Below are 25,402 nucleotides of genomic sequence, written 5' to 3'. Positions count from 1 at the left end.
AACCAAACCCTTCTCCGCGAAACTGGTAACTTTCGATCTTGAGCCGGGTTCCGCAAAAAAATTTATGAAACAGGAAATTGCCCGCCGGACACATTTTCCACAAATTCAGTGATTTGAAGTCAGCTTAGATCACACTGAATTCTCCAATTGATGACAGTTATTAAGCCTTTGGGAACAATGCTCCAATCTCCTTACAGCGCGGCCAAAAGAGACTATACTCCTCGTATAACAGGTAAGCTACTCTTATAGAATCCAGGGGGAAACCGCGATGAATATGCGTCTGAAGGTACTCAAGAAACATCTGCTCTTCTGCTGCAGTGAGCACTGCAATAACCAGGATGTCCTGGATGTCATGCAGGAATTCAAAGAGCAACTAGTGGAGCAAGGGATCAACAAGACGGTCAAAATCAACAAAACCAGCTGTCTCGGCCTATGCGGCAACGGCCCTTTTGTCATCGTGTATCCGGACGGGGTCTGGTATTACAATGTAACGACGGAGAATGTGGCCCGTATCGTGGAGGAGCATCTGGTGAACGGACAGCCGGTAGAAGAGCTGGTTATGCTCAAAATGGAAGCCTGATTCCCAGCAGCCCCAGCCTGCCTTCAGCCTTTTACTCCTAGTCCCTCCCCTCCCCGGGCTGGGACTATTTGCGGTTGTCCGGTCCTCCTCCTTCTGAGGTATACTAGAGGTATATGTTCATTAGGAGTGTCATCATCCTTTTAGGAAATGAGGCTGCACGCATGACTGTATTCAAATATAACGCCCATCGCCCTCACCGGGCCAATCCTGACTTATACCTGCATTACTGGGGCCAGGAGCAGTGCGCACCCGGTCATTCATTCGGACCCGGAGTACGCAACCTGTACAAAGTCCACTTCATTCACGCCGGAACCGGCAAGGTAACCGTCGGTGAAGCCACCCATACATTGAACGCAGGGCAGGCCTTCCTCACTTATCCGCATGTGGTCACGCATTATGCCGCAGATCAGGATGATCCTTGGCTGTATTCCTGGATTGCTTTTACCGGGGAGGAGGCAAGTTATCTGCTGGGACGGACTTCCCTTACCCCGGAGCAGCCGGTGTTCCCGATGGACCAGGTGCTGATGCCCTCGCTGTCTGCCAGGTTATCGGAGACGGGAAGCAGCGGGGAGCTGCTGGACCTGCCGCTGAAGGTGATGCTCTATGAGTTCTTCGCCCTGCTGCTGCGCACGGTCCCGGCTGCCGACAGCCCGGCTCCGCGCAGCAGAAGTGTCTATGTGGAGCAGTGCCTGCATTACCTCCAAGCCCACTACGCCGAGAATGTGACGATGGAGAGTCTGTCCGCTTCACTGAAGCTGGACCGCAAATATATGTCGGCGCTGTTCAAGCGGACGGTCGGCTTGCCGCCGCAGCAATATCTGCTCCAATTCCGTATGTCCAAAGCCTGCGAGCTGCTGACAGAGACAGGCTGCACCATCGGGGAGATCTCGCAATCCGTGGGGTATCAGGATGCTTTGCTCTTTTCCCGGATGTTCAAGAAGGTGAAGGGCTGCTCGCCCAAAGAATACCGGCTCCGCCATGCAGATACGGACATTGTGCTATAAAAATCATCCTTGCTGACATACGATTGAAAGCGTTTATCCGCTACAATTAGGGAGGTATGAAGTCCCGCACAACTTAAATTTAGGAGGAATCCAATATGTATATCGCCAATCCTGAACGTTATGACACGATGAAATATAACCGCACCGGACGCAGCGGCCTGCTGCTCCCGGCCATCTCCCTCGGGCTGTGGCATAATTTCGGCGGCAATGATGTCTTTGAGAACGGCCGCGCTATGGTCCGCCGGGCGTTTGACTTAGGAATCACCCACTTCGACCTCGCTAATAACTACGGTCCGCCCGCCGGCTCTGCCGAAGAGAGCTTCGGGCAGATGCTGAAGAAGGATCTTGCCCCTTACCGCGATGAGCTGATCATCTCCAGCAAAGCAGGATACTATATGTGGCCCGGCCCTTACGGTGAATGGGGCTCCAAGAAGTATCTCGTCTCCAGTCTGGATCAGAGTCTGAAGCGGATGGGGCTGGATTATGTAGACATCTACTACCACCACCGTCCAGACCCGAATACGCCGCTGGAAGAAACCATGTCCGCCCTCGACCTGCTGGTACGCCAGGGCAAGGCGCTGTATGTGGGCCTCTCGAACTATAGACCGGAGGAAGCGCGTGAAGCCGCGCAGATTCTCCGCCGCCTGGGCACGCCTTGCCTGATCCATCAGCCGAACTATTCGATGATGTCGCGCTGGATCGAGGACGGCCTGCAGGATGTGCTGGAGGAAGAGGGCATCGGCACCATCGCCTTCTCCCCGCTGCAAAAAGGGATTCTGACGGACCGCTACCTGAACGGCATCGCAGCCGATTCCCGCGCAGCCGGACCGAGTGTCTTCCTCTCGGAGAAGGAGCTCACGCCTGAGGTGCTGGCCAAGGTTGGCAAGCTGAACGAGATTGCGGCTGCACGCGGACAGAAGATGTCCCAGCTCGCCTTATCGTGGGTACTGCGCGGCGGCAAGGTGACCTCTGCACTGATCGGGGCAAGCAAGATCAGCCAGATCGAGGATGCCGTAGCTTCACTGAATGCGCCTGAGCTAAGCGCGGAAGAGCTGGAGCAGATTGAGACGATTCTGCGCGGATAAGCCGGGGCGGATACTGCACCTGCCGAACCTACAGATCACAGATCATAGATTATGACGGCAATCCTGCCCACCGCTCGCGGTGGTGCAGGATTGTTTTTTTGTGCAAATATCCTTAGCTAGTAGACCATCAGATTTTAACCTGTGAAAATTACTTTAACTAATCGCTTGCTGAGGGTTTGCCGCGCCCCGATTAGGGTGTAAGGGATCGGCTTAATTGCAATCTGTACAACTAAATCGCCCGGTGTGCCGCCGAATCTTAGTTTAGCTGTATTTCGTGCAATTAAAATGTCTCTATACCTGGATTTTTGCCCAACGTGGCAGATTTAGTTGTACAAAATACAGTTAGAAGAGGAAAGCCATCCGTTTCATTGTTTTTAGTTGCACAGAATACACTAATCTCTGATGGTTCGCTACAACCCGGGTGCATTCTTTACTCCATCCAAAATATGAGTTCCTCCATCTGTTACACTGAGTCCTCCAGCAGAGGGGGCCCTGATTTCACCATTTTAAATCTGATGCTGTACTAGTAGACCATCAGAATTAAACATATAGGTTGGATCAGTAAGACAGAACCACCTAAACTATTAGGTTCGGTTTTTCGCCTACATATTGACCGCCCACCTCCGCACTACCCAATGTGTTCGGTTTTTCGCCTACATTTGGACCGCCCACCTCCGCACTGCCCATTGTGTTCGGTTTTTCGCCTATATTTGGACCGCCCGCCTCCGCACTGCCCAATGTGTTCGGTTTTTCGCCTACATTGGGCCCGATATCTTCACGCAAGCAAATTGTATTCGGTTTTTCACATACAATTTCCCCCAACGCTTTCACTCTTTTAAAACTTCAGGTCTCTGTCATTCCCAAGCACATTTTAAAGACTGATGCTGTACCAGTTGAACCTTGAAGCAGTCCCTTCCGAGTGCTTACGCTGTGCCTGAATGCTATAATGAACTCATTCGTACCCATCAATACCCATCACTGCGTAACGAAAGGACATCCGATGAAGACTAACCGATTGGGGCAATCTGATTTACATGTAAGTGCCATGGGGCTTGGCTGCATGTCGCTGGGGACCGAGGAAGCGCAGGCCACCGCCATTATCCACGAAGCGCTCGAACGCGGAATTAACTTCCTGGATACCGCCGACCTCTACGATGAGGGCCGCAATGAGGAGATTGTCGGTCAGGCCATCCGGCACCGCCGCGCCGATGTGATCCTGGCGACCAAGGTGGGCAACCGCAGAATTCCCGGCAAGGAAGGCTGGAGCTGGGATGCCTCCAAGGCCTATATCCGCTCCGCTGTGAAGGAAAGTCTGCGCAGGCTGCAGACCGATTATATTGACCTGTATCAGCTGCACGGAGGAACGCTGGAGGATGATATCGATGAGACGATCGAAGCCTTCGAGGAGCTTAAGCGGGAAGGGGTTATCCGGCATTATGGCATCTCCTCCATCCGGCCGAATGTGATCCGGGAATATGTGCAGCGCTCCGGCATCGTCAGCGTGATGAGCCAATATAGCATTCTCGACAGACGCCCGGAGGAGAGCATTCTTCCGCTGCTGGGCCGTGCGGGCATCAGCCTGATTGCACGGGGGCCGCTGGCTAGCGGCATTCTGACCGATCATGGCCGCACCAAGGCGCAGCGGGCGTATCTCGACTATACGGAGGCAGAGCTTACGGAGCTGCATGATCAACTGATGAGCCAGACTACCCTTACCCGGACGCTGACGCAGACCGCGCTGCAATATCCGCTGGCCGATCCGGCGGTTGCCGCCGTGATCCCGGGGGCCAGCAGCCTGGAGCAGCTGCGGCAGAATATTGCGGCTGCCCGCTCGCAGCCGCTCTCTGCACTGGAGCTTGAAGCTGTACGGGATTCCAGCAAGGCAGGACGGTATACCCTGCACGTATAGATCCGCCTTACGAGAGCCGCCTTACGGCTAACAGAAGAAGCTGTCCGGAAACTGTAGGCATTACAGTCTCCGGACAGCTTCTTATTTTTTTCTTATATAGATTGAACTAAAAATTCAAGTTAAAGGAAAAGTGGCGGAGGGGAATTTTGGAACTGGAGGAGCGGTAGCGGCCGCCTTTGTCTACGGATTTCAACCGTTAAAAACGGTAAAAAATCATGAAATCTGTAGACAACAGCGGCCGGAAGTCCAAAACTTCTTTCTCTGGAGTCACGGTTAATTCCAAAACATAAAAACATTAGTTCAATTTATATAGCTTCTTATTTTCTACCTACGCACGCGATTCCTTGCCTTAACTATCCACGTAATCAATGCAGCCACAAATACAACTGCGGTAATGAGCCAGGTCAGCATGAACGCCATGCCTAGCCCGATATTGGCATCCAGTGCTTCCCTTCTGCTCTCCAGAATCAGCATCACGGCCAGCGGCGCTCCGCTGGCTATCAGGAGAACCGTCATGCTGTAGCGGGCGAAATTCGTCCGCTTCTGAATAGCCGCGTATAAGCACAGGTATGAAGCAATCAATAATACGAAGGATAATACAGCTTCCCATTCCAGTCTAACCATCCTGTCATCACTCCTTCTACATAGGAACCGGGGATTGCGTTATAGTATAGCGGCTGCGGTAGGCAGATGCAAATGACACTGCCGCTGAAGCACCCTAGCCAAAAAACTGCGTAATATAGACCATCGCCAGCAGCCCGAAGATAAACGAATACGTCGAGGGCCGTTCAAAGCCGTGGCCGTGGCTCTCCGGGATCAGCTCCTTATACACGATGAAGAGCATTGCCCCGGCAGCAAATGCCAGCCCGTATCCAACCACATTCTGTACATAGCTGGCTGTAAAATACCCGATCACAGCCGACACCATCTCCATCAGTCCGGTCAGTGCGGCTATCATTAGGGCCTTGCGCCGGCTGGCGCGGGCATTCATGAGGAAAATCGCCAGAATCAGCCCTTCCGGCATATTCTGAGCGCCGATCGCAATCGCCACCATCGGGCCGAGGCTTGTCTGCTCGCTGGCATAGCTGAAGCCTGTGCTGAGCCCTTCGGGGATATTATGAATGAACAGCGCAATCATGACGAGCAGCGCTTTGGAATCCAGATTGCTGAGGCCGGGCTTATTCTCCACATCGATATGCGGAATATGGCTCTCGATCAGATCGAGCAGCAATACGCCGGTGATCAGCCCCAGAGTCAGCGCGGTAATGCCCGATTCCTTAATCGCCTGCGGCATCAGCCCGAAGGTGCTTGCAGAGACCATGATCCCCGCAGTGAAGGCCACCAGCACATCCTTCCACAGCTCGGACAGCCGCCTTACGAACAGAATAGGAATAACGCCCAGCACCGTTGCCATTGCAGACAAAAAGCTGCCTAAAAGTGCACCCGCCAAATCTTCAACCCCTTTTGTGGACAGGACTATAGATCAAGCATATGCTCAAGGCAGCTATAAATATGACCTAAACTTCAGAGTCTCACATACCGTCCCAGCCCCCGGTCTTCAAGCTCTGCCTTCGGGACGAACAGAAGGGCGGCAGAATAGATATGATAATGCTGCTTCGCCGGCTCCGGTCCGTCAAAGGTTAGATACCCCAGATAAGCTCCGCTTAACCTGCTGCGCAGCACGGTCCGCACCTGTCCGCCGCTATAATCGGCTTCCCGCCGGATTATCCCCTCTTCCACCGGACCCGTGAAGCTGGGCCAGCCTGTGCCGGAATCGAATTTGTCTGCCGAGCTGAACAGCGGATCACCGCTGATCACATCTGTGTAGATGCCCTCCTCGAAGTGGTCCCAATACGCATTCTGGTAGGCAGGCTCCGCGCCTTTGTTCTGGGTGACCTCATATTGCAGCTCTGTAAGCCGGCCCCGCAGCCGCTTCTTGTCCTCACGGCTGTTCCAGTGCAGCGCTGTGAAGTCGTCACGGCCTGAGCCCTTTTGATATAGCTTATAATCCAGCGGATGGGTCTGGTAATAGTGCTGATGCTCCGCTTCCGCCGGATAGAACGGCGCAGCCGGCAGGATGGGCGTCACAATCGGCGCCTTGAAGCGCTTGCTGGCCTTCAGCCTCTCCTTCGACAGCTCCGCCAGCTTCCGCTGCTCTTCATTCTGAACGAAGATCGCCGGAGCGTAAGAATGCCCCCGGTCCATGAACTGCCCGCCGTCATCCGTCGGATCGATCAGCTGCCAATAGATGTCCAGCAGCCGTTCATACGGGAACAGCTTCGGATCATAGACAATCTGCACCGCCTCCCGGTGCCCGGTAGCTTCTGACCCTACCTCTTCATAGGTTGGATTCTCCGTATGCCCGCCTGTATAACCCGATACCACCGAGACGATGCCCGGCAACTCGTCGAACGGCTTGACCATACACCAGAAGCAGCCGCCGGCGAAGGTCGCCAGCTGCAGCGTATCACTCGAAGTCAAACAGACCGCCTCCCTGCATGCTTTTCCCCCTATTATATCTGAATATCCCGCTTCTCCAAAACGGTCAGGGTGATGGTTAGAGACAGCTGTTTCAGCTGGAGCTGGTGCTTTTTCATATTGAGAGAGATGAACGTGGCGGAGGACGGGTGTCCGAGGGGGAATGATGGGGAATGATGGGGAATGGGGCCTGCTATTTCAGTTTCTTGCGCTCACGGCGGGTCTTGTGCCTATGGTTGCTGTCCCATAACTCCTTGTGCATCAAGCCTGCGAATACAAGCATGACAAGCGTCAGCACCAGCACATACTCCCGCAGGATATCGGATAAGCTGCCGGACAGATTCAGCCCAAGAATAATGTTCAGCCTTCCCCACAGCAGATTGAGACACAGTAGCGCTACTGCCCCATAAGTTACCCATACACTGCGGAGGTACAAATTATAGGTGCGCATAGGCCCCCGTCCGATGAAATATTTGCTGTAACGGATAACATATGCGGTAAAAGCGATCAAGGCGATCAGTTCCAGTGTAATCAGTACCAAGTCAATAATGTCCATGCAGATCATCTCCCCTTCTACCTAAGCCAGTGCGGTGCAGATCAATAAGCCTCTCTAGATCATTGGATTCATACGCCTCCTGAATTTGCCCCAGGGTCTCAATTTCCCGTTTGACCCGGCTGGGCTTCAGCTCGTGCTTGCGAAAGATATCGAGGAGCTTCACTTGTTGACGACCTCCTCATCATTAGGTTTTCTCTCTGCGGTTCCTCTCTCAATCAGCAGCTTCACGAGCGTACGGTTATATTCGCTAAGCTGCTTCTCATTCTCCTCATCGCGTTTCTGATAATTCTGAATCACTTTCTCTTTATTCGCAATTTGCTTAACACTCCAGATCAAGGCAGTAGATAACAGAACATTCAGCACGACTGAACCGTTGTTATCTACGAAAAGGCCAGTCAATGCACTGAAATCCATCTGTATCCCCCCATTTCCTAATGTAATCGGAACGGATTCGCGCCTTTACCCCTGTCCACATTTTTGGCGAAATTTCTTGCCGCCACTCTAACAGAATCACCCTCAAGCTAATCTACTCTAGCAATTGCCATTCTGATTGGGTTGAGCAGCAAAAAAAAACGGAGGACCCGTAATCCGGGCCCTCCGGAGAAGGCTGAAACAAAGATTATTTGAGTTCCGAGATCCGCCGGACCAGGGAATCATACAGATAGATCAGATCGCCGGAGGGCTTGATGCCAAGCTCGCGGCTTAGCAGCCGCACGTAGTCTGTGTAGACGGCATTGAGGCCTTTTTTGTCTCCGGCCAGTTCGTGTACGGCCATCAGCTGGCGGATCACCGATTCATCGAGCGGATTCCGCTTGTTCAGCTTCAGCAGCAGCTTGGAGGCCGCAGCGGAATCCCGGCTGGCAATGAGCGCTGCGGCCAGCCGTTTGACGAAGGAGGCATACAATTCCGCATAACGCTCCGTCTCATGGATGGCCCACACATAAGCCTTGTCGCCGAACAGCTCCCCTGTATAGAGCTGCTCGATACGCATAGCCCGCTCTATATCCGGGGGTTCTATAGTGTGCAAGGCTGCAGCCTCCTGTTCAAATTCCAGATAGTCGATAACCGGCACCTGAAGCTCAAGCGCGTACCCGTCGTTCTCCGAGCGGATCGCTTCACGCAGGCCCAGCGGCTCCAGAGATTTGCGCAGTTGATAGATGGTAGTGTTAAGATAGCTCTCCGCATTGGCCTTATGCATGCCGCCGAAGATATCCGCAACCAGCCTGGAACGGGGGACACGCTTTCCCCGGAGCAGCAGCAGATAGGCAAACAGCTCAGCACATTTACGGGAGGTCCATTTGACCCGGCCTGCCCCGCTGCTCACGGCAACATCCCCGAGCATCGTGAGCCTTACCCGCCCGGAACCGGCCGGAGCCTGCACCTCCGGCAGAGGGGAGAGCCGTGCCGGAGCAGCCCGCCGCTGGGTAAGCACCCGGTTCACCGTACGCGCAAGCCGCTCCTGGGAGACCGGCTTGACCAGATAGTCCAGCACGGACAAGTCGTAAGCCTCCAGGGAAAATTCCTTATGAGAGGTCACGAACACAATTTGCACTGGAGAACCGGCAGCCGCCAGCCTGGCTGCAAAGGCCATGCCGCCCTCTCCCGGCATAGAGAGGTCTACGAAAGCAAGCTCCACATCCGGGTGCTCCTCCAGAAAGGCAGCAGCCGGCTTCGTATCTGTGAACGTACCCGCAAGCTCGACTTCCGGCAGCTTAAGCAGCATAGTGCTAAGAATCAGATGCATCATCCGTTCATCATCGACCAGTATAACCTTCATTTGTATATCTCCTCCCTCCCGCTGCCCCGTTACTCCATCCGTTCTCCTCCTGCCGATCCCGGCAACGTGAAGTAGAAGATCGTTCCACTTCCCGGCTTGCTCTCAAACCACAGGCTCCCGCCATGGATGCGCACGAATTCACGCGCGAGCGCCAGGCCGAAGCGGGCATCTCCTGACTCCTCCCCCAGTGGCGCCTTCAGAATCGGCTCCTCCAGGCGCAGCATGTCTGCGGTCGCTTCATCAATACCAATCCCGTCATCTCGCACAGACAAGATAACCTTCTCCTCTTCAAGCACGGCATCAACCTCAATAGAGCCGCCTATTCCCGTGAATTTGATTGCGTTAGAGAGCAGATTACGCAGGATCAGATCCAGCATCTCTTTATCCGCCCGGACGGTCAGTTCGCTGCCGATACGCTCCGTCAGGCGGATCTGTTTCATCCCGGCCTTCGTACCCGCCAGCATCAGGGCCTGCCGGACCACCTGCTGTACACTCCAGGCCTGCGGATGGAAGGAGACCTTTCCCTTCTGGCTGCGGTACCAGTCCAGCAGATTATCAACGAGCTGGAATGTATTACGGACCTGCCCTTTGATCTCACGCACCACCTCCGCGTGCTCAGCATCCGCAGCCGTCAGCTCGTCGCCCAGCAGCTCTGTCAGGCTGACCAGCAGTGCTACCGGATCGCGGATATCATGGGCCACAATGGTGAACAGCTTGTCCTTGAAGGCATTCAGCTCGGATAGCTGCCGGGCATTCTCGCGCAGCCGGACCTCGCTCTCCTTCAGCTCCGTAATGTCGCTGAATAAGAGGATTTTGCCGATAGGGGTGCTGCCTGTATCATGAATGAAGGACAGACTGCAATTATAGTACAGGCGTCTTCCGGCCTGAAGCCGCTCGTAGGCAAACCGCTCGTCCTCATCGCTTAAGCCCCTGAGACGTTCAAGCAGCTCCCCGCTGCCGGCAAGCACCTCCGTCATATCCGCCGGGTAGCGCCTCCTGCTCCCAAGCTCGGGAAACATCTTCTCTGCGGCACGGTTGTAGCTGACGATCTGGTTCTCATAATCGAACAGAAGGACACCGTCCCGGATCGTCTCGAACACCTGCGCCATCGCCAGCGGAGTCAGGCGGAGCAGGTTGAATCTGAGGATGCCCCAGGCGTAGGCGATGCCCGACACTGCAAATCCGAACGGCGTGAGATCTATCCGGGTTCCGGTCCACAGAAACAGATTGAGCAGCATAGGCGCAACCGCACCCAGAAGCAGAACAGCAATCTGTTTGCGTACAATCGGCAGCGCCCGCACAAACATGGATATGAACAGCGCAATCCCGCCAAGCAGCACCAGATAATTATACGCAGCATGGATGTTATACCACAGCCCCTTGACGGTGTAATACAAGGAGACCGAAGGGTCCGTATTCAGCAGAAAATCCCGGTAGATTAGATGATGCCAGTCATTGGTGAGCTGCAGGATGAAGATGACGGCGGGGATCAGGAACAGCAGGGCGATCAGTCGCTTGCGGAAGCGCGCAGCGGCTCCGGTGAATTGAATCGCTTGTACCAGCCATAAGGTGGAGACAAAAGGAATACCCAGATATTGAATGTGCAGCGCCAGCTTCACCTGGCTTAAGTTCCCGCTAAGCAGCTCAAGACCATAGCCGAAGGCGTAGAAGGCTGCTGTCAGCATAATCAGAATCATCGTTCTGGCAACAGGCAGATGTCTTTTCTGGTACGACAGGAACGACACAAACAGCATCAGTGCTGCTGCAATAAAAAGCATAATCGACATCCAGTGCCTACTTTCCACGGCTGCGTCTCCCTTAATAACAAATTCTATTAAGTTAGGATAGCACCTTCCGGGGCGGGGTGTCCACGCCTTGATTTTCCATAACAGGTTACCGGCAAAGGCCAGTCCTTATGTGGACCGGCCTTCGCTGTAGCCTCATTTCTTACTTGGATACTTTGTAGATAATCTTGGATAACGTCATTACCAGCGTATAGTAATTTTTAAAGTCCGAGATATACTGGCCTGCCGCCTTTTCGAACATCTTAAGCACAATCTTCGCCCCGATATAATCGCGGTAGACATCCCATACGGCCCCAGCCGAATCCAGCACGTTGGCTCCGGATACAATCAGCACCTTCAGTGCATCCTCCGGTTCAATCCCTTCCGTCACCTTCAGCTGATTGGTAACATCGGCGATACTGATCCTTCCGTTACGCATGGCGGACACAACTACAATCATAGCAATTTCATTGTTATCCAGCAGCCTGCGCTCCACGCTGCTCAGACTGTCATAGAATTCACGCTGTTTGGCGGTGGACACCTTTTTGAGAATACGGTAGGTCTCCTTGAGCACGCCGCCCGTGGCCATCTGAATTGCAGTGCCCAGATCCACGAGTGAGATCAGACCGGAATCCAGCATCCCCTGGGCGATATCATCCATTGTCCAGCCGCCAATCCCCACCAGCAATTCCAGCAGCCAGACCGGCTGATAATTGATCGAGATCAGAGCACCTGCCACCTCTCTGACCTGTGTAAAACCTCCATCGTACAGCACTTTGGCTATATAATAATGGCCCAGACTGCCCTTGTACTGAATCAGTAGCTTGGCAATATCGTTCGCGGACAAGCCGAGCTGCTGCCGCAGAATCGCAATGGTATTATCGGTCTGCACATTCCGGTAAGCAATGTATTCGCTTGGCGTATAGCCATTGCGGATCAGCCATTGCAGCTGCTCGTCCACGGACCAGCTTTTGCCCAAGAAGACCAGCGCCCGCACTACTGGAAGTCCAAGCTTTCTGAGAATCGCAGCAATGCTATCCCCGCCTTCTCCAATGATATCAAGGCCTCCCATGATAGCTTCACCATCGTAGCCCTGTTCACGCATGGCAAGGGCAATCTCCGCGATTGGCGCATTCGGCAATCCCGCTCTTACGATCTTAAGAACCTTGTAAGGGGCCAGACTCCACTTGCGCAAATATTGAACGATGGCGGCTGGCGTATTCACGCCGAACTGCACCAGCTGCTTTCCCTGCTCCTCTTCCGAGCCTGCATTCTTGCGTGTCTCGTTGAAGTAATTGTAGCGCATCTTCAGAATGCTGGCGTTGTCGTACCCCAGGCTCCTCAGCGTATCCACCAGATAACTGGACGGCGCCAGCTCAAGCAGTCCCCGCAGATCCAGCTCGGCAGCCACATCATTGGCATTCGCTCCCCTGTCCTTCATACGCTTCAGATAAGCATAGAGCGGATCAGCTCCGAATACTTCGGTCACTGCTGCCCGGACACGCTCTGCAGGCATCACCGCATTAGTGATTGCATCCAGCACTCCCAGAGCGTCCAGATTGAACATCACCCTCAGCGCAAGCACGATATCGGTATCCCTGAATTTCGCCTTCATATAACTCGCAACCGTTCCCGGGCTGCCCATAGAGGTTGCCGGAATCAGCTTCGCGAGGTAGCCGATATTCGTGCTGCTGTAATACACCGTAGTGACGGCCAGACCAAGCTCCGGACCTTTGACATGCACTGCCAGCAGGGCGGTTGCTTCATCGGCACCCAAGTTATAAGCATCCTTCAAATACTGGAGGATATCCTGTATCGCTGTACCTTGCTTATAGAGCAGGCTTACAGCAGCTTCTGCACCCGTGATTCCATACAGATCAAGCAATTGCTGAAGAGTTCCAGAGGATGTGCCCACTGCAAAATACACCTCAGCCACTGTCTTCTGTACCGCATCCGCTGTGTAAATACCCAGTCCGTTCAGGATCTCCTTCGCCTCCGCCTCCGTCTTGCCGTAGCTCTTCTTCAATAGTTCTGCGATATACGCCATCCGGTAGCCGCTTGTGCTCAAGACCTGCGCCGCTTGCGGGGCATCTGTGAAAATACCCTGCGCTCTGAAGAACTCCATTGTGGCGGCATCATTCGTGGTCCCATAAATGGCGCTGATGCTGCTCAGAACTGCTGAAGCACTGAATGATCCGTCTGCAATCAGCAGTGCTGCGGCAGCCGCCGCTGATTGGCCGTTATACTCTTTGAGCATTTTGACAATATCCTGGAGCGGGTAGCCCGCAGTCCATAGATAGGCAATGGCCGCTTGCTCTCCTATAATTCCGGCTTCCTGCAGGATAGATTGAGGCGTTGCAGCCGTATTGCCTTCCTCCACAGCTGTGCCGTAGACCTGCCGCACCGTCCATTCTATAATGCTGGCGTCTTCCAATTGGAGCGACAGCAAAGCATCCCGAGTAGCCTGTAGCGAATTTCCATAATAGCTCTTGGATACTTCGGTCACATCCTGCAGCGTGTAGCCCAGCGAACGAAGATATGGCGCTGCATCCTGGATGGAGGCAATGCCGCTGCGGTTCAGCAGCTCCTCCACGCTCTCATTCACCGGTTTGCCGTAGTATTCCGCCACAGCAGCCAGAATGTCAGCCACCGGATAGCCCCCGGATTGCAGCAGGCTGTAAGTCGTCTCTCCGGCGCTAAGATTGTAGTGCGTCTTGCCTGCAAGCACCAGGTCGGTGATTGCAAATCCGGCGCTTCTCAGCTCCGGCACAGCATCGGTGAACACGGTGATCCCCAGCGCATTCAGCGTATCCAGCCGGGTCTGCGTCAGATTCTGCCCGTATACATAGGACACCGAATTCTGTATGTCCTCATCGCCATAAGATCCCTCGACTGTCAGAGCGGCGGCAGTCTCTCCGGCCTTTAACCGGTAATGCTCCTTGCCCACCCTGACGATCCCGTTCAGATCGAACTTCATGTTGCGCAGGAAGGATACAGCAGATTCCAGGGTGACCAGCCCGCTGGCTGCCAGTGAATCCACGATACTCTCACGCTGCGAGGTCCGGTAGATATCCGTCACACCCGCAAGGATATCCTCCTGGCGGTATAGCCGGGAATCTGTGAGCAGCTGCAAGGCTGTTCCCGCAGATAATCCGTATTCTGTCTTGGCCAGCCTGATGCTGTTCGCCAGACTGAACCGGGCCTGGAACACAAAGGCAATGGCTTCCTCGAAGGAGGGAGCTCCCTGCCGGACAAGCAGTGCATGAATCACTTGTTCAACAGATTGTCCATAGACTGCGGCAAGGGTCGTTACCAGCACATTCCTGTCAGCCAGAATATTCTTCTGCACGAAGAGCAGCGCCGTCTGACCTGCGTCCTGGTGGAAGGCGTCTTTGGCTGAGCTGGCAATATCTCTAGGCGCAAATCCCGCATTCCACAGATATTCAACAGCTGCGCTTACTTCAGTAATTCCCTTCTCCTGCAGTGCTTCTGCTATCGTACTTCCGAGCGTCTGTCCGTATACGGAAGCAAGCCCGGATAGAATAAGACTCTGATCATTCGGATATGCGGCGGTAAGCAGCTTGGCCGCTTCTCCGGCCGTAAGCCCGTAATAATCCTTGAGTGCGCGGGCCATATCCGGCAGCTTGTAGCCGCCCTTCTGCAGAAATTCCAGCCCGTCCTCCGGCGATACGAGCTTGGCAGCGCTCAGGAGCTGGGCAATGGTAATTTGCTGCTGGCTATAGAGCGACTGCAGCAGCGCAAGCGTTGCCTGCAGGTTGCCCCGCACTCCGGCATGGATCAGCAGCCCCCGCATGACCTCGTCCTGGCTGAATCCGCCCTGAATCAGGGCCGGACCCACCTTGTCCGATTGCCAGTAGGCAGGGTAACGCGCAGCAAGCGTGTTAATCACGGAGGCAGCCGTAGCCCCTTGTGCCCGCAGCGTCTGAATCCACAGCGAGATTGGATCGCTGCCGTAGGCCCAGGCCGCCGCCCGGCCGATATCCTCCTGATCCTCGTCAGTCTGCTGGAGCAGCAGTGCCATCGCAGCAGCGCTATCCAGCCCGTAGGCTTCACGCAGGACCAGCGCCCGGTCCTTCAGCGGATACGGAGCCAGCCGGTCAATGACCTGGCTCATGGTAAGACCTTTTGTAACCAGATAAGCAGTCACATCATTTGCTGCAATTCCGTATGTGCTGAAAGCGGCCACCCATTCACTCCACCCCTGACTGTCGAATTCAGCAGCGACCTCTTCGAAGGAATACCCCGCATTTTTCAGCGCAGAGATCAGGTAAGGCATTCCTTTCGCTCTGACACCCCCTGTAGGGTAGAGATTAATCGTCCCTTCCACGATGATATTCAAGGTATACCGGCTGGATAAGCTCATGGCAACAGTGATATCCGGCAACGTCGCACCAGCGAATAAATACTGGGTATCCTTCACCACCGTCCGCACATCACAGGCGCAGCCAAATCGGGAAAAGGCCTCGGTGCGCTCCAGCTCCACCCAATCCTGCATCGTGAGGCCCATCTGCCGGATAAGCGGCCCTGCAATCTCAAGCTTATCCCACAGCCTGGAGTTACTCATAACAGCCGCTATCGCGGTAGCATCCGCCTTCTCATCTGCATCCTGGGCGAACACGGTACGCAGCGCCGTCAGGACCTGGTCTGCTTCGTAACGGTTATTGTAATCATGGTAGAACAGATCCATTGCACCGCTCAGCGTGAGTGCTGTTCCTGCTTGTCTGTAAGCATCATACATTGTCTGCAGCGATTGTACCGGCGTTTTGCCTGCCAGCCTGAACTGTCTGAACAGTTCATAGGAATTGCTGCCCTGCTTCAGATAATAGTCCGCCAGCTGAACCGGATCATATCCCCCATCCAAAAGGTATTTCAGTACATGCTCCCGCTGGGTTTGGGTAAGCCCTGGAGAGAGAGCCGCAATCGCTGCCGGGAGTTCTGCACCGAACTGTTCACGTAACAGCGCGGCCTGTGCTGAAGCCTGATACCCGCTGGCGGCGAATTGAGCGAGTACCTCGCTTAACGTGACACCTGCCGACACCCATAAATCATTCACGATGATGGCAATTTCCTGCACCTCATAGTGCTTGGCCATTAAGGCGCTAATGATCACGGAGGCACCATCTCCGGCCGATTTAACCGCTTCGGCCACTTCCCGTGCAGACACCTTCGCGTTCAGCAGCTCTGTCGCCGCATCCTGCTGCGAATATTCCCGGCGCAGCAGAGAATACGTATACGCCGCCGGGAAGCCAGCGCCCATGAAGGCCCGCAGCATTTCTGCCGCGCCAGCAAAGCTGTATTGCTCTGCAATCGCCTTGCTCACATCCGCCGCCGAATATCCCGCTTGGGACAGCCAAGTCGCACTGGTAACGGCATCGCCCGAGTACAGCTCCTTGATGACCGCCGCCGATTCCGTTGCCGGTTGCTTGCCTTCGGCCATGGCGGACACGGCCTGTGCATGGCTCAGACCATATGCACTCTGGACAGCTCCGGCAATCCCGAGGCTGTCATAACCTGTCAACCGGAGTAACTGTACAGTATTACCGCTTGTTTCATTCCAGTTATCCTTTAGGACCTTCGCCGCTTCTGTAACGGATACATTGTAGCGCTTCAGATATCCCAGGATGTCTTTGCTGAGCAGACCGAATCGCTGGAGCACTGGAGCAATCTCACTGATCGAATAGCCTGCCGAGAGAAACTCTGGGACAATCAATCCATCATATTTAGAAGTAGGCCGCTTCAGCGAATTGTAAGCATCATAGAGCGCTGACGCATCCGCATGCATTGCATGCAGGATAGGAGTGATTTCTGAAGTGATCATCCCGTACTCGACCAGCACCGCACGGTACAGATTCGCTGCCTTGAAGCCGCCGTCCCGCAGAAGTACCGCCGTCTCCAGCGCCGTCTTGCCATATTGCGTGTGAAGAATTTGAGCCGGGTAGGCCGCATCATTCTTATAAGCATAGCTGGAGACGAAGCCGAGCAGTGTCGCTACATTGGCCACCGGCAATTCGTCGAAGACAGCCAGATACGTCTGATTGACCGCCTTTACCCGGTTCACCCCTGTGTAAGCCACCGATACCGCGGAGGCTGAACCAATCACCCGGCCGCTGCTGTTCCAGCTCAGGAGAATCTGCGCCGGATCTGCCCCGAGTACCGCAGTCACGGAGCTTTGCCATTGACCATCGATCTTGACGGAGAAGGACCCGCTTGCTATTACGCTGGCCAGCGGCTTGTCAAACGTAAGGATAACCTGGGTCCCATTCTCCGAAGAGGTCGCATCCATCAGGAGCGGCGGCGTGCTTACATTATTCACCGTCAGCTCCGCACCGAGATCATACCCCGCTGCATCCAGCCGCAGCTTGAATTCCTTATTGTAAGCCAGGTTCGCTGCCACCTTGTACGTCTGGCCGAAGTCTGCAGTGGATACCGGACCCAGTGTTGCCGGGTTGTTGCCGGCATCCTGCAAGCTGAACTGTACACCTTGAACTGGTGTACTGAAGCTTACAGTGAAGCCATTCTCATTCACACCTGTGATACTTGAAGTGACACGGTAAGCCACATACACCTTAACCGCTGCCCCAAAGTCATACCCCGCCTTCTTCAGAGTCAGCGAATACGTACTGCCTTCGGCAAGCTGGGTTTGAATGATGTAGGTACCTGCGTCTGTTCCCGCAGCGATCCCCGTCACCTTGATCCTATCGCCTGCCGCCGTAAGAAGCTCCACATCTTCAGGCTGCACATCAATTCCCTTACGGCCCAGCAGCACACTTATTCCGCCGGCATCCGCACGGGTGACCTGGCTCGTAACCGCAACTGGCAGCACCACTTCGAGAGGCCCTTCTACCGGGTGGGACGGATCTTGCACCATCAGCGTATACGTTTGACCGGCGGCTATAGGCACACGCACCAGATAGATTTTGCCCGCATCGGCTGTACCCGGATTAGCATCATAGAATGAGCTGGAGGTGAGGGTAATATTCTGCCCGCCCGGTCCGCTCAGGCGAACGGAGGACAGACTCAGATTAGGCACAGCCTTGCTCAGATTCAGACTGAACCCGGCGGCGGTAATGTTACTCGCTGTCAATTGCAGCATCGGAAGGACATCCAGATGAACCGACGGGCCAAAATCATACCCCTTAGCTGTCAGCGCCAGCCGGTACGCCGCCCCTTCCGTCAGCTTCGCCGCCGCTTGATACGTCAGCCCGCCGTCCGCCGTCACCAGGGAATCTAGCGCAACAGCCTCGCCGCTGCTGTCCTTCAGCAGAATGTGGCTGACCTTCAAATCCGGGACTGCGGCTTGCAGCCGCAGGGTGAACCCGTTCTTGGACAGCGCCTCGATGGACTTGGCGACAGGCTGCAGTACCGTGAACGGCAGGACCGCGCCGAAATCATAACCGGCTGCCACTATATTCAGACTATAGGCGTCCCCGTATTGCAGTGCCGCTTGTACGGCGTAGGTCGCACCTCCATCTGAGGTGGTTGCCGCAGACACAACGCTCTGATTGCCCTCCGCATCCTTCAAGATGAAGCTGGCTGCGCTAAGTCCCGGAATAGCCGGGTCCAGCTTCACCGTCAGCCCGTCATTCTGAATTTTGTCATAGCTGAGTGCAACTTGTACTGGCACCTTCACCGCAAGAGCTGCCCCAAAGTCATAGCCTGTCCCGGCCACAGTCAGCGTATAGACCGCTCCATCTGCAAGATTAGCAGACAATACATAACCGGCCCCCCCGTTCAGCTCCTTGACGGCTGTAACCGGAGTGGACTGCCCGGCAGCATTAACCAGCTTGAAGCTGGCAGCCTTAAGCCCGCCAACAGCCGGGTTCAGGAGAACACTCACGCATTGCCCGTTAACAGGACCAACCTCACTTGCAATCACACTCGGCAGCGTAGCCGACAAGACTTCCCCGAAGTCATGACCCGTCTGTTGCAGCGCAATCGTATAGGTCTGGCCTCCGGCAAATGCTGCCTTCAGGCGGTAAGTCAAGCCATGGTCGTCCGTCACCGCAGAGGACACAGGCAACACTTGCCCTGTGCTATCCTTCACCGTGAAATCAGCGGCACTCATTCCAAAGACACTGGGATTCAGTCCGATCTCCACGTAGTCCGCTCCTATTCTCAACACTGCCGCGCTTATCCTAGCCGGAACGTCAATGAAGATCGGGGTGCCGAAGTCATACCCGTGCTTGACAATACGCAGCGAGTAACGCTCTGTTCCCCAGAAGCTCGCTTCTACCTTATAAGTGAATCCCCCGTCCGCTGTCGATATTTTCATAGGATGGTAGACTGTAGCGTTGTCTCCTTGCTTGATGTTGAAATCACCCGGCAGCAGGCTTGGCACCGCCTGATCGAAGCGTACAGTGAACGCCTGATTGTTCCCGGTCTCCATCCCCTCGAACGCAGCCGCTACAGCCTGGATGGACAACGGCAGCTCCGTACCCAGGTCGTATCCCGCCACATGCAGGCCCAGCTTGTACTGCACACCCGCCTTCAGATAGACACTAATCTCATAAGACCGGCCCGCATCCCGGGTAATGACCGATCTTAAGTTGACGGTTTGGCCTTGGTCATCCGTCAGGCTGACATTTCCGGGGTCCAGACTGAGCGGTGAGGACAGGCTCAGCTTGAAGCCGGTCACAGACAACTGATCCACCGTAGCCGAAGCCGCATTCAGGGTGAACGGGTCAATGCTGTCAAAAACATACGGCGCCTTCGCAGCAATCTTCACCGTGTACGTCTTGCCTCCGGCCAGCGGAACAAGCACGTTATAGCTCCCTGGAGCAGTGGAAGCCTGGAGGGATTGTACCGCAGCGATATTTCCCTCTTTATCAGTGACGGTAATATCCGCAGCACTTAGACCGGGCACCTCCGAGCTCAAAACAAGCTTGAAGCCGCTCCGCGATTGGCCGTGAATGATTGCATATACCCCTACTTGGAAGCCCACCGTAAGTGGAGCCCCGAACAGATAGCCGGGATACTTGGCTTGCAGGGTATACGTCTCGAAGGCGTCGAATTTCCCTTCAATATTGTACATCGCGCTTGCCGGACCCTGAGAAGTCACCGTAATCGCGATCTTGCGGCCTTTGCTGTCATACAACGCGAAATGCTCTTCGGTCATATCCGGCAGATTCGGAGAGACGGACACCACAATCTTATTTAGCACCGTGCCCACCAGCCGGAGGGCAGCCGACGCCGAGATATCGAAGGAGACCGGAGAAGCCAGCCGGAACTCCTCTCGCGCCAGATCCAGAGTGTACCCCTTGCCCGCTGCCACCGCATTCAGCGTCACCTGGTAGCTTAGGCCCTGATCCGTTGTCTTGAGTGAATACTCATTCACAGGGATTGGATTCCCGCTCGGATCACGGAGGATCACTTGCTGCGGGGTCAATCCGGCAACCTTGGAGCTGAATTGAAGCTTGAACCCCAGTACCGTTATATTGCTGAGCGCAGCCGTAATGATTTTCGATATTGGAAAAGCTACGGGTTCATTCACCTGATAAGTTACATCCGGCTTGTACTGTACCGTATACGTTTGCCCTCCGGAAAAGGTACCGGCAAGGGTGTAGTGAGCGCCTGCATCCGCTGTTGCCGCTGAAGTCAGTGCAATGCTGTCACCAGCGGCATTTCGGATTACAAAATGCCGCTGGGCCAGCCCCGGAACCGGCGCATCCAGCTGCACCTTCACACTTGCTGTTGTCGCCTCCATAACTGTCAGCGTTGGCGGCAGCCGGAAGGAGACTGGATTCATTGAGAATTCATCCTTGTCCAGCTTGACCATGTAGGCCATACCCGGCTTCAACTGATTGCCTGGCACTCGAAGCTGGTAGCTCGCCCCGCCGTCTGCCGACTCGAACAGATTCGGATAATAGAGCGTGCCGGCTTCATCCGTTAACGACAGCCCCAGATAATTCTCAATCTCCGGGAACGCGGGAGCGAACTTCAAGGTGAACTGCCCGTCCTTCGTTACATCCGCTATGCTGGCGGCAATCCACTTATTCACATGGAACGTGACCGGCGAGCCGAAGAGGATATACCCTTTCTTCAGCACAATCGTGTAGTCCGCATTCTCCGCAAGCGTTACCCGCACTTGATAGGTCCCGCCATTATCACTCGTGGTTAACGTAACTCCGTTCAGCTTGTTATTCTGCGCATCCGTGATCGTAAGGTCACCAGGCAGCAGGCCCGGCACCGGGTTGGCAAAAGAAAGCTCGAAGCCCGCACTCGTGATCTTCGATACACTGGTTGTCCCTGCGTCTGTGGTCGCTGCAACCTTGAAATTCACCCCTGCTTCCGGTAGATGCCCGGTCAGCTTCAGAGTATAGCTGCCTCCCGCCAGGTGGGCCGACAGCCGGTAGCTTGCGCCCTGGTCCGCCGTTGTTGCTGAGGATATCACTACGGGATCTCCTGTATCGTTGTTCAACAATACGAAATTCCCTGCATCCAGCCCATCCACGGCATAATCGAGCTTCGCAAGCAGCCCACTGTTCTCAATCTCATCGACAGAGACTGTAGCAATTAGCGGAACCGCAAAGGAGACCACATTCGGGTCCACATCTGCATCCAGCGCGAGACTATAGTAGCCCGGGGTCAAGGCGGCTGAGAACTGGTAGCTTCCGCCTTCCGGGTCATTCATGACGACCTTCTTGATGGGAACCTCCGGGCCTCCAAAAGCCTTGGTTAGCTTAAAGCCGTATTGCGTATTAATCTTCATCGCAGGTGACATCACCAGCGTGAAGCCGCTGTAAGTCGGATCTACCACCGTGTTCTGGGCATACACATATATCTTCTTCGGCGCGCCGAAGTCATACCCGTCCGCCTGAACCGATACGTAATAACTCTGACCGCCCTCTCCGTCAAAAGCCACTACATAGATCCGCTGCTGGTTATCCCATGTCACACCTGTAATCGCAACCTCATGGCCTGCCAGATCCGTGGCCCTGAAATGTTCAGCGGTCAAATCCGGCACGCGCGGATTCAGTCCGGCCATGAATTGGGTCGGCTTCCGCCCCGCGCCCCACACATTCAGAGTCGCGTTCACCAGTGTGGCCGGCTTCCCGAAGCTGTAGCCCGGAGCCGTAATGCCAAGTACAAATGGGCTTCCGGCATTAATCTGCGTAGTAAGCAGCTTGTAGGTACGGCCTCCGTCACTGGAGCCCGCCGAGTCCAATACAACCGCCCCGCCGCTGCTAGTCTTAAGCTCAAAGGCTGAGACTGTCAACCCCGGTACCGCCCGCCCGAAGTGAACCGTAAGGCCGCTATAAGCACCGGGATACCCGTCGAAGGTCGTATACTTACTGATTTCCACGGTCTCAGGAACAGCAACGGTCCCTTGTATGAACCGTCCGTCATAGAGATTGACATGGTAAGTATAACTTCCTGCTGCGGGCAAATCCGCAGCTATCACTGCAGATTTCCTGTCCAGACCAAGCTGGACTTCATCCACGGCTACGGCCCCGCCGCCCGGAGCCTGCAGAGTCATATCGCCTGCCGAGAAGTCTGGCGTACCTTGCGCAAACTGCAGCTCAAATCCGCTATGCGTCACCCAGCCTGCCGAAGAGGGAACTTCCTCTGCCCGGACCGCCAGAGCCGCCGGTTCCGTGAACTCATACCCGTCCATATCAAGCGAAAGGGTATACGAATCCTTCGGGGCCAGGCTGGCCCACACTTCATATTGCCGGCCGGGAACCACTGTACTGAGCATATCGATACTGACCTGCCCGCCCGCCGCGTTCTCCAGCACCAGGCTCAGAGAATCTATCTCCGGCACTGTCGTATCCATAGACAGGATAAAGCCGTAAGTACGCACGGTACCAATCGAAGGTTCAACCTTCACCTTGCCTACGGCTGGTACAGTCACTTCAAGCGCTGTCCCGAAGCTATAGCCGCTCCGTTCCATACTAAGCGTGTAGGTGCTGCCCGGGACAAGTCCTGCAGTAATCGTGTATACACCGCCATCCTCTGCGGAGGCCGCTCCGTCCACCGGAATGCTGCTGCCATCCCCCGCTGTCAAAGCGAAATGAGCTGGGGTTAATCCCGCAACCGGTGGATTCAAGGATACCTGGAAGCCCGTCTCCGTGATGCCGTAGACCTCAGCAGATACCGGGATCACTACCGGGTCCGTGACCGGAACGAATACGGACACAACCCCGCCGAAGTGGTAGCCCGCCTTCGTCACGCTTAACAAGTAGGTAGCCCCTTCCTGCAAGGCAGCTGTCAGCTGGTAAGAGCTTCCGCCGTTATGGGCAGCAGCCTCTTGAATAGCGACAGCTTCGCCCGTCCCGCTGCGCTTCAGGGTGAAGCCAGACAGCAGCAAATCGGCTACCGGCTGATCGAACTGGACCTCCAAGCCCGCTACGCTGATATTCTGCACCGCCGTGGCCACCCGAATATCCTCCGGTGTAGTCACCGGAATAACTAAGGTTACCGGGGCGCCGAAGGCATACCCTGCCTTGGAGAGTGTAACAGTGTAGGTCTCCCCCTCCTTCAAGGCTGCGGCAACCCGGTAAGAGCTTCCCCCATTCAGTGAGCCAATGAAGGATATCTCTATGGCCTGTCCCGCTGCATCCTTCAGCGAGAGCTCTGCTGCTGTCAGGTTCGCAACAGGCTTGCTGAAGCTGAGCATGAAGCCGCTCGGAGTACCGAGCGCAGCAGTAACTGCCACCTCAAGCGGCTGCTCTGCAGGCGGCAGGGTTGGCTGAGGTGTTGGGGATGGAGTTGATGTTGGAGATGGCGGGGTCGTCGGGTTGCTTCCGCCACCGCCGCCACCACTTCCTCCGCCAGTTCCACCCGCTCCACCTGCTCCGGCAGGAGCCGTGCTTGCAGCCGGAGCAGTAACCGTATACTCTCCGCGTGTCGTAGTTTCCACGCTGCCGGGGGAACGTTCAAACACTACTTTTGGAGCATCTACCAGTGCCTTCACGATTTCTCCCGCGCCTGATACACTTGCTGTGCCATGCAGCTCCAGATCACTTACCTTCACGCCTTCGTTCAGCGTAATGGACGAAGCGCTGACTCCCCCGGCAACGCTTAAGCGGCCTATGGTCCCCGAGGTGACCACAACCTTGACGTTGCTCTTAATCTCCACCGAGCTGAAGTCCCCGCTCAGGGTGACTTCACCCGACCCTGAAATAACAACTCCCTCAATACCGCCGGAAGCTGTCCCGCGCTGCTCTGACTCAAGCTTGGCATCGGACTGGACATTCAACTGCCTGATGATCGTTGTCCCGCCGACCACAACCCGTACCAGACCGTCCGCCCGATCCACGGTTACAACACCGAGCTGCGAATGATTGATATGTACACTATGGGCACCGCCGCCTTGAATATCTGTGCTGCCCTGTACCGTCACCTGTTCAAGGTAGATCTCTCCGTCTCCAACCTTGGAGCCGATGAGCAGATTTCCTTGAACCTGAACGTTGCGCAGCGTTATGCCCGGCGCATTCAGGGTAAGATCACCGGCAACGGTGAACGAGCCTGTAGCAGGACCATAAGTGCCGCCCGTCTCCAGAGTCTTCGCTGGAGCAATGATCCCTCCCTCTGCATGGCTGCCGGACTGCTGCTTCAGACGATCCAGCAGCACAACGGCTTCGGCCCGTGTAAGCTGCCGTGAAGCTGCAATCGTTCCATCCGGGAACCCCTTCATGTAACCGGCACTTAGCACAGCACCCAGCGCATCACGGCCATAGCCCGGAATACTGCCGGCATCCTTGAATACCTTCAGCGGATCTTCGCCGTCCTTCATCAGCACAGGCGTAAGCTTGGCGAGCATTACGGCCGCCTCCACCCGTGACAACGGCTTGTCCGGCTGGAAGGTCCCGTCAGGAAATCCCTTCACATATCCGGCCTGGACCGCTGCCTGCACCTGTGAGACGAACCAGGCCGCAGAGGGAACATCCTTGAAACTGATCTTTCCCGTTCCCTGGTAAGCAAACAAGCGGTTCACTAACGCCACAAACTCTATACGTGAGATAGTCTGATCAGGCCGGAAGCTTCCATCCTGGAACCCTTTGATATACCCGCCTCCTATCCATTCGCTTAGTTGCGGCTCCGCCCAATGACCGTTAATATCGCTCGCAGCAGAGGCTGTCCCGTTCACAGCCGCAGCCTCTGCCTGGCCTGTCTGCCAAAGTCCGGGACTCCACAGCCCCGCAATTAGACTGACAATCAACAGCCAATGGAGCAAGAGCCTTATTCTCTGTTTTGCCCGGTGGT

14 protein-coding genes are annotated in these 25,402 nt (G+C 55.2%); 4 read left to right on the top strand and 10 right to left on the bottom strand.

Features of this window, described 5'->3' with window-relative positions:
- Positions 1–268 precede the first annotated feature (268 nt).
- The 3 genes from MKY12_RS03865 (at position 269) to MKY12_RS03855 (ending at position 2,669) form a co-directional block, all read left to right on the top strand.
- On the top strand, positions 269–580 hold the full coding sequence (locus MKY12_RS03865; RefSeq protein WP_051477839.1) for a (2Fe-2S) ferredoxin domain-containing protein: 312 nt from the start codon (positions 269–271) through the stop codon (positions 578–580).
- Between the two features lie 161 nt (positions 581–741).
- Positions 742–1,584, top strand: a complete 843-nt coding sequence (locus MKY12_RS03860) for an AraC family transcriptional regulator (protein WP_036723222.1) — start codon at positions 742–744, stop codon at positions 1,582–1,584.
- Between the two features lie 95 nt (positions 1,585–1,679).
- Positions 1,680–2,669, top strand: coding sequence for an aldo/keto reductase (locus MKY12_RS03855; protein ID WP_036723221.1), 990 nt, complete (start codon positions 1,680–1,682; stop codon positions 2,667–2,669).
- A gap of 576 nt (positions 2,670–3,245) precedes the next feature.
- Here the strand turns inward: MKY12_RS03855 and MKY12_RS03850 are convergent.
- On the bottom strand, positions 3,246–3,452 hold the full coding sequence (locus tag MKY12_RS03850; RefSeq protein WP_339312981.1) for a hypothetical protein: 207 nt from the start codon (positions 3,450–3,452) through the stop codon (positions 3,246–3,248).
- 217 nt (positions 3,453–3,669) lie between these two features.
- Between MKY12_RS03850 and MKY12_RS03845 the strand changes: the two genes are divergently transcribed.
- Positions 3,670–4,578, top strand: coding sequence for an aldo/keto reductase (locus MKY12_RS03845; RefSeq protein WP_339312980.1), 909 nt, complete (start codon positions 3,670–3,672; stop codon positions 4,576–4,578).
- A 324-nt stretch (positions 4,579–4,902) separates the two neighbouring features.
- On the opposite strand, the gene MKY12_RS03840 is transcribed toward MKY12_RS03845, so the two are convergent.
- From MKY12_RS03840 to MKY12_RS03800, 9 genes are all read right to left on the bottom strand, one after another.
- Entirely contained in the window at positions 4,903–5,202 is a 300-nt protein-coding gene (locus MKY12_RS03840; protein WP_339312979.1) for a hypothetical protein, read from the bottom strand.
- Positions 5,203–5,296: 94 nt separating this feature from the next.
- A complete protein-coding gene (locus MKY12_RS03835) occupies positions 5,297–6,028 on the bottom strand; it encodes a ZIP family metal transporter (protein WP_339312978.1) in 732 nt (243 codons plus the stop codon).
- 74 nt (positions 6,029–6,102) lie between these two features.
- Positions 6,103–7,059 (bottom strand): peptide-methionine (S)-S-oxide reductase MsrA, encoded by a 957-nt coding sequence (gene msrA, locus MKY12_RS03830; RefSeq protein ID WP_339312977.1) that lies wholly within the window; start codon positions 7,057–7,059, stop codon positions 6,103–6,105.
- A 190-nt stretch (positions 7,060–7,249) separates the two neighbouring features.
- Entirely contained in the window at positions 7,250–7,612 is a 363-nt protein-coding gene (locus tag MKY12_RS03825; RefSeq protein WP_339312976.1) for a hypothetical protein, read from the bottom strand.
- Positions 7,599–7,775: a hypothetical protein gene (locus tag MKY12_RS03820; protein WP_155991288.1), complete on the bottom strand. Its 177-nt coding sequence runs from the start codon at positions 7,773–7,775 to the stop codon at positions 7,599–7,601. Before MKY12_RS03820 ends, MKY12_RS03825 begins: the two co-directional genes overlap by 14 nt.
- Complete coding sequence (locus MKY12_RS03815; protein WP_036723207.1) at positions 7,772–8,026, bottom strand: hypothetical protein; 255 nt, start codon at positions 8,024–8,026, stop codon at positions 7,772–7,774. Before MKY12_RS03815 ends, MKY12_RS03820 begins: the two co-directional genes overlap by 4 nt.
- A 205-nt stretch (positions 8,027–8,231) precedes the next feature.
- Positions 8,232–9,389, bottom strand: coding sequence for a response regulator (locus tag MKY12_RS03810; protein ID WP_339312975.1), 1,158 nt, complete (start codon positions 9,387–9,389; stop codon positions 8,232–8,234).
- A 29-nt stretch (positions 9,390–9,418) separates the two neighbouring features.
- A complete protein-coding gene (locus MKY12_RS03805; RefSeq protein WP_339312974.1) occupies positions 9,419–11,176 on the bottom strand; it encodes a histidine kinase N-terminal 7TM domain-containing protein in 1,758 nt (585 codons plus the stop codon).
- Between the two features lie 160 nt (positions 11,177–11,336).
- A complete protein-coding gene (locus MKY12_RS03800) occupies positions 11,337–25,358 on the bottom strand; it encodes an S-layer homology domain-containing protein (protein WP_339312973.1) in 14,022 nt (4,673 codons plus the stop codon).
- Between the last annotated feature and the right edge of the window lie 44 nt (positions 25,359–25,402).

Origin of the sequence: Paenibacillus sp. FSL M7-0896 (genome assembly GCF_037975415.1) — a bacterium.
GTDB classification, from domain to species: Bacteria; Bacillota; Bacilli; order Paenibacillales; family Paenibacillaceae; genus Paenibacillus_AQ; species Paenibacillus_AQ silagei.
This window is presented reverse-complemented; position numbering and strand designations above follow the sequence as displayed.